The sequence below is a fragment of the Micromonospora sp. 4G55 genome (genome assembly GCF_016803375.1).
In genome coordinates this window covers 1-5945 of sequence record NZ_JAEVHN010000387.1, presented here as the reverse complement: position 1 = coordinate 5945, position 5945 = coordinate 1, and the positions used below count along the sequence as shown (strand labels likewise).

General features: G+C 73.8%; 5 protein-coding genes and 2 rRNA genes. 3 read left to right on the top strand and 4 right to left on the bottom strand.

Annotation, left to right across the window (positions count from 1 at the left end):
* From JNW89_RS25190 to JNW89_RS25180, 3 genes are all read left to right on the top strand, one after another.
* Nucleotides 1–93: ribosomal RNA gene (locus tag JNW89_RS25190) — 23S ribosomal RNA — on the top strand; the annotation flags it as partial.
* Nucleotides 94–180: 87 nt separating this feature from the next.
* A 5S ribosomal RNA gene (gene rrf / locus JNW89_RS25185) occupies nucleotides 181–297 on the top strand.
* A 103-nt stretch (nucleotides 298–400) separates the two neighbouring features.
* Complete coding sequence (locus JNW89_RS25180) at nucleotides 401–1240, top strand: alpha/beta fold hydrolase (protein WP_238450780.1); 840 nt, start codon at nucleotides 401–403, stop codon at nucleotides 1238–1240.
* A gap of 391 nt (nucleotides 1241–1631) precedes the next feature.
* On the opposite strand, the gene JNW89_RS25175 is transcribed toward JNW89_RS25180, so the two are convergent.
* From JNW89_RS25175 to JNW89_RS25160, 4 genes are all read right to left on the bottom strand, one after another.
* A complete protein-coding gene (locus JNW89_RS25175) occupies nucleotides 1632–3437 on the bottom strand; it encodes a hypothetical protein (protein WP_238450778.1) in 1806 nt (601 codons plus the stop codon).
* A gap of 31 nt (nucleotides 3438–3468) precedes the next feature.
* Nucleotides 3469–3843: a hypothetical protein gene (locus JNW89_RS25170; RefSeq protein ID WP_238450776.1), complete on the bottom strand. Its 375-nt coding sequence runs from the start codon at nucleotides 3841–3843 to the stop codon at nucleotides 3469–3471.
* Nucleotides 3786–5327 (bottom strand): hypothetical protein, encoded by a 1542-nt coding sequence (locus JNW89_RS25165; protein WP_238450775.1) that lies wholly within the window; start codon nucleotides 5325–5327, stop codon nucleotides 3786–3788. Before JNW89_RS25165 ends, JNW89_RS25170 begins: the two co-directional genes overlap by 58 nt.
* Nucleotides 5324–5945: hypothetical protein (locus JNW89_RS25160; RefSeq protein WP_238450774.1), on the bottom strand; the 622-nt coding region annotated here is incomplete at its 5' end. The genes JNW89_RS25165 and JNW89_RS25160, both read right to left, overlap by 4 nt.

Here is a 5945-nt window from a genome sequence, read left to right as displayed (position 1 = left end):
GCCCCCAGCTAGACGACTGGGTTGATAGGCCGGAAATGTAAGCCCGGTAACGGGTTCAGTTGACCGGTACTAATAGGCCGAGGACTTGACTACAAAGCTGCTACGCGTCCACTGTGCAACTCCCGACAAACGAACAACACCCAGCGATGCTGGTCGAGTTGTTTGACATGTCGATAGAGTTACGGCGGTCATGGCGGAGGGGAAACGCCCGGTAACATTCCGAACCCGGAAGCTAAGCCCTCCAGCGCCGATGGTACTGCACTCGGGAGGGTGTGGGAGAGTAGGACACCGCCGGACAACCATTCAATCAGGCCACCCCTTCAAGGGGTGGCCCTGATTGGTATACCCACCCCGGAATCTGTCGCTACTGGACCGGACTGCCCGCGGATATGATCTCCGCATGGCCACATTCGACACCGCTGACGGCACCCGGCTGGCGTACCACCGGGTCGGCGCGGGCGATCCGCTGATCTGCCTGCCCGGTGGTCCGATGCTGGCCTCTGCGTACCTCGGTGACCTGGGTGGACTGTCCACGTACCGGTCGCTGGTCCGCCTCGACCTGCGGGGAACCGGCGAGTCGGCGGTGCCGGCGGACCCGGCGACCTACCGGTGCGACCGGCTGGTCGACGACGTCGAAGCGCTGCGCGTGCACCTGGGCCGGGACCGGATCGACCTGCTCGGGCACTCGGCCGGCGGCAGCCTCGCCGTGCTGTACGCCGCTCGCCACCCGGACCGGGTGGCCCGGCTCGCGCTGGTCAACCCGAGCCCCCGGCCGGTCGGTTTGGAGATCACCGACCTGGACCGCCGTGAAATCGCCGAGCTGCGCCGCAGGGAGCCCTGGTTCCCGGAGGCGTTCGCCGCCTTCGAACGGATCTGGTCGGGTGCGCCCACCGCCGAGGATTGGGCGGCGATCACCCCGTTCACCCACGGCCGGTGGGATGCCGCCCGGCAGGCCCACCTGGCCCGGGAGGAGGGCGACAGGAACTCGGACGCGGCGGCCGGGTACTACGCCGTCGGCGCCCTCGACCCGGATGCCACCAGGTCCGCCCTGACCCGCCTCGAGGCGCCGGTCCTCCTCCTCACCGGCGAGTACGACGTGGCGCTCCCCCCGAAGCGCGCCGCCGAGTACGCCGGCCTGTTCCCGCAGGGCGAACTGGCTGTGCAACCGGGCGGCGGACACTACCCCTGGCTCGACGATCCCGAGTGGTTCGTGCAGGCCCTGGCGGGATTCCTGCGCTGACGGATCAGCGAGAGCGAGCAGACCGAGTCACCTGACCAGATCCGGCGGTGCGGCTGCCGCACAGAGCGACGTCCCGTCGTGGCGGCCGGCCTCGCCGCGAACAGCCGCGACCGCGGCATGCCCGGCGTAGTCCATCAACGCTGCCCGCAGGTCCACCCGCGAGCTGGCGCGAAAACGGCGCCTCCAGCGCGGCGACTGCGCCGGGTTGCGGGTCGAGATTCGGCAGGGCCGGTCGTGGCTCCGGTGCCGGTCGCGGGACCGACTCACGAGACGTCGCTCACGACGGCCACCGGCCGCCTCGCCGGAAGGGCCGGGGAGCCGAGGAGGATGACCCGGCCGAGCCACGGCAGTGCGCTGGTGCCACCCACCGCGAGAGGTCCGGGCGCCGGGGTCAGCGGGGCGCGGGGACCTCCACGGCCAGCGGCTCGAGGTCGGCGCGGACCGCCTTCACCTCCCAGTAGAAGCCGTGCTCGGCCGGCGAACCGTCCACCGTGCGCACCCGGAACGCGCCGTCGCGTACCCGGGAGGCCGCCAGTGCCGAGACCGGCTCGTCGTCGTCGAAGACCGGGGTGAGCTGGACGGTCCGGTCGTCCGGCCGGGTCAGCGCCTCGAAGTAGTCGGGCAACTCCACGGTGGCCATCCCGCCGCGCAGCCGCCCCTCGCCGCGGTAGTACACGCCGTTCTCGGCACCCTCCAGGGCGGCGTGGATCAGCTGGCGGCGGTCGGTCGCGTCCGGGGCGTCCAGTGGGTGGTCGATGGCGAACTGCTTCGACTTGCCCTTGATGATGCCGCTGCCGGCGTCCAGGCTGATGGTGTACCCGGTGGACTCGTTGCCGCAGTAGATGGCGCCCCGGGCGAACAGGTCGAAGGTGCCGATGCCGCCCCCGCTCCACGACGGCAGGGAGTTCGGGCTGACCGCCACCCCGAGGCGGCCGTTGATTTGCACGTCACCGCCGAAGAAGCCGCGCTTCTCGACCCACACGCAGCCGGTCTCGGGGCCGGTGCCGCCGCCGTAGCCGATGTAGACGCCGTTGGTGTTGAGCAGGTACAGCCGCTCCGAGCCGTTGAGGTGCATCCGGCCGGCGGCGTTGAGCCAGGTGGCTGCGGGCAACGACACGTTCCCGCCGAGGGCGAGGTTGCCCTGCACCGCCAGGTCGCCGTTGCCGTTGGCGTCCTTGACGACGGTGACGCCGCCGGTGGCCCGTAGGGCGAAGGCTCCCTCCGCGGTGAGCGACAGGCCACCGCGTCCGCGCAGGCTCGCCGCGCGCAGCTCCTTCACCGCGAGGTCGGCGTAGGGCTTGCTGCCCTCGGGGTAGCCGAGCGCCGGCCCGTCGGCGCTGCGGTCGACCAGCTCGAAGCCCTTGCCGGCGCGGAAGGAGAGCTGCGCGTGCTGCACGCCGGGGCCCCAGAAGCCCAGCGCGGTCACCACCTGGCCGGCGCTGACCGGGGCTCCCTCCATGCTGCCCAGGTGCAGCATGGAGCCGCCGATGCGCAGCCGGTCGGCGCCGCTCTGGGTGAAGGCGATCAGGTCATCGGGGTCGTTGTTGTTGGCGATGCGCAGGATGGTGTTCTCGCCGGCGTACGGCCAGTAGCGGATGTACGCCTCGTCGCCGAGGCCGCCGCCGGGATCGGCGGGGAAGGTGATGCCGGACTGGGAGCCGGCTCCCACCGACGGCACGATCGCCCCCACCGGTACGCGCAGTCCGGCGACCATCCGTCCGGTGGTCTGCGTGCTCACCGTGCCGCCGGCGCGGGTGACCTTGCCGAGCACCACGGCGTGCGTGGTGTCGGTGGGCGCGGTGGCGCTGAACTCGATGCGCCCCTCCTCGGTCCACCGGGTCTCGGCGACCACGCCGCCCTCGTCGCGCGGCTCGGCGAGGTACTCGTGGTAGCGGATGACCACGAACCAGGAGGTGCCGTCGGCGGGCAGCGGCCGGCGGGTGTTCTCCGGCAGCACGACCACCAGGCCGTCGCCGTCGACGGCCACGCCCTGGCTGACCGTCACGTCGCTGCCGGTGGCGGACAGATCCAGGCCGTTGACCACGCCCATCGGGCGCAGCAGGCGGGCGGTGAGGTTCTGCCGGGCCAGCAGGTAGTCCAGGGCCTGGGTGAGGTCGCCCGCGCGCAGGTACTGGTAGTCGTAGTAGCGGGGCCGCGCCATCGGCAGGGGCAGGTCGTTCTTCCAGGTGATCGTCATCGGGTTCTCCGCGTTCGGGTCGACGGGTGGTTCAGCGCGGCTGGACGGTGTCGTAGCGCAGGCCGCTGGAGAGTTCGCCGGTGCCGGCGCGGCGGGTGCTGCCCAGCCACAGGTGCACCGAGCCGTCGGTCCACCGGGCGAGCTGCCAGCGGCGCAGCACCCGGGCACCGGCGCGGGGCACCTCCTCCTCGGGGAAGGCCAGCTCGACCAGGTTGTCGTCGCGCCAGCGCCAGTCGAGCAGTCGGCTGTGGCCGGTCACCGCCACCGGCGGTCCCTCCCGGGAGGGTTGTTGCAGCGGCACCCGGCGTAGCCGGACCACGTCGGGGCGGCCGTCGGTGGGCCCGGGGATCAGCGGCACCCAGTTCTCCGGGACGGTGGTGGCGAAGGCGTACGACAGGGATGGCACGTCCGTGCTGGCCGGGGTGGGGCGTGGTGGCACGGCGGCGCGGGCGACCTGGGCGGTGCGGTCGACGGGCCGGCCGGTCGCCCGGTGACGGTGCGCTCCACCGCCCAGGCCAGGTTGGCCATCTCGTCGCGGCCGAGGCGGACCTCCTCCACCGGGGCGGAGTCGAGGGTGGTGGCCGCGGTGGCGGGCAGCACCAGCACGTCGGCGGGGCCGTCGGGGCCGGAGGGGCGGAACAGCGCGGTCCGTTCGGGGGCGGCCGGCACCAGCGTCCGTACCCCGAAGGTGTCGGTGACGATCAGCGACCGGATCCGGGTGGCGGTGCCGACGGGCAGCTCCAGGGGCAGCACGAAGTGGTCGTTGCCGTAGACCAGGCCGTACTCCAGGACGAACAGGCGGGCCAGGTCGCCGGCGCCGGCCCCGACGCCGGCCAGGTTGACCCGGGCGTCCTCCAGCTCCCAGAACCGGGTGGAGGGCATGCCCGCGTACGACACGGGGGCCGGCAGCAGGACCTTGACCAGGTCCTTTGTCGACTTGTGGGCGTCCAGGGTGGCGCCGGGCTCGTGGTCGAAGTGGTACCAGTCCAGCCGGTCCCCGTCGTACTCGTGGGCGGTGAGCACCAGTTCGTCGTCGCCGTCGTGCGCGGCGACGGCGGCGTCGTACTCCATCCGCTCGCGCCGCCAGGCCGGTCCCTCCAGCCCGGGGGTGCTGAACAGCGGGGTGAAGTCGGCCGGCGGCCAGGGCGGCGCGGCCGGTCGGGACGCCCCGGGAGCCAGCACGGCCGGCAGTTGCAGCAGGTAGCCCGGCGGTGGGCCGGCCGGGCGGGGCGGCACCCCCAGCCAGGTCAGCCACTGGGTGACCGCGCCGGTGACCGCGCCGACCAGCGCGGCCGGGACCTGTGCCTCTGTGAGGAACCGGCCCTCGGCCCAGGCCCGCAGCGCCAGGTCGCCGTGCGGCACCCGGCCGGCGACGATCCGCAGGTACCCGACGGTCTCCGGGTCGGCGGCGGAGGCGGCGTCGGGCGGGCTGGCCGGCACCGGGTACGTGGTGCACAGCCGCCCGGCCAGCTCCCCGGCGCGGCTGCAGCGAGCAGGCGTAGCAGCTGCTGGCCGCTGTCCACGGCGAAGCGCAGGTCGGTGGCGGTGGCCGCCGGTTCGCGTTCCACCACCGCCTCCAGCGGCGTGTCGGCGGGCAGCCCGGACGGCGCCGGCGGTGGGGCCCGGCCGGTAGCGGGTGAACGCGGCGGTCCGGGCGTGCACCCGGGCGGCGACCGGCGAGCCGGTGTCCTCCCCGGTGAACTCGCCGAGCTGCCACTGGCGGGCCAACAGCCACAGCGGGTCGGCGGTGCGCGCCTGCACGGCGGGCGCCAGGTCGGCCCGCCGGGTACGCGGCTCCAGCCGGGTCCAGGTGGTCACCGACGGCAGGGTGGCCGGCGCGTCGGTGCTCGCCGGTGACGGCGCGTTGGTCGTCGGCTCGGTGCTGGTCACTGGCCCTCCTGTCCGCCCTGCGGCGTGAGCGTCGCGTCCGGGACGAAGTCCGTGGTGGTGGCGGTCTCGGTCACGTTGGTGGGGAAGTAGAGGGCGGGCAGGAACTGCCCGGCCGCGCCGAGGGAGTCCAGGTCGACCGCGCGGGCCACGGCGAGGTCGAGGGTCTCCTCCAGCACCTGGGCGAGGGTGGCCGGTTGCCAGTTCGCCGCGCCGTCGGGGGCGAGTCCGAGCAGCACCGCCTGCGGGGCGGCGGCGCCCGGGGCGTCGTACTCGAAGGTGAGGCCGGTCTGCACCTGCCCGGCGGGGACGACCTCGGTCCACTCGTCGACCAGCAGCCCGTGCACCGGTCGGGTCACGTCCAGCCCGCCGGGGGCGACCACCACCAGGGACACCGGCTCGGTGTCGGCCCGGGGTGGGGCTTCGCCGACCCACCGGTCGCCGGGGGCATAGGGGAGCTGGGCCACCCGTACCGTGGCGGGCAGCCGCACCACGCCGCCGGCGCCGGCCGCGTCGGCGGTGGTCAGCACCTCCTGGAGGCGGCCCACCGCCGGGCGGACCCGGGCGTACCGGGACAGCCAGCGGCGTACCGGATGGGGTGAGCCGCCCTGGAGGGCGTCG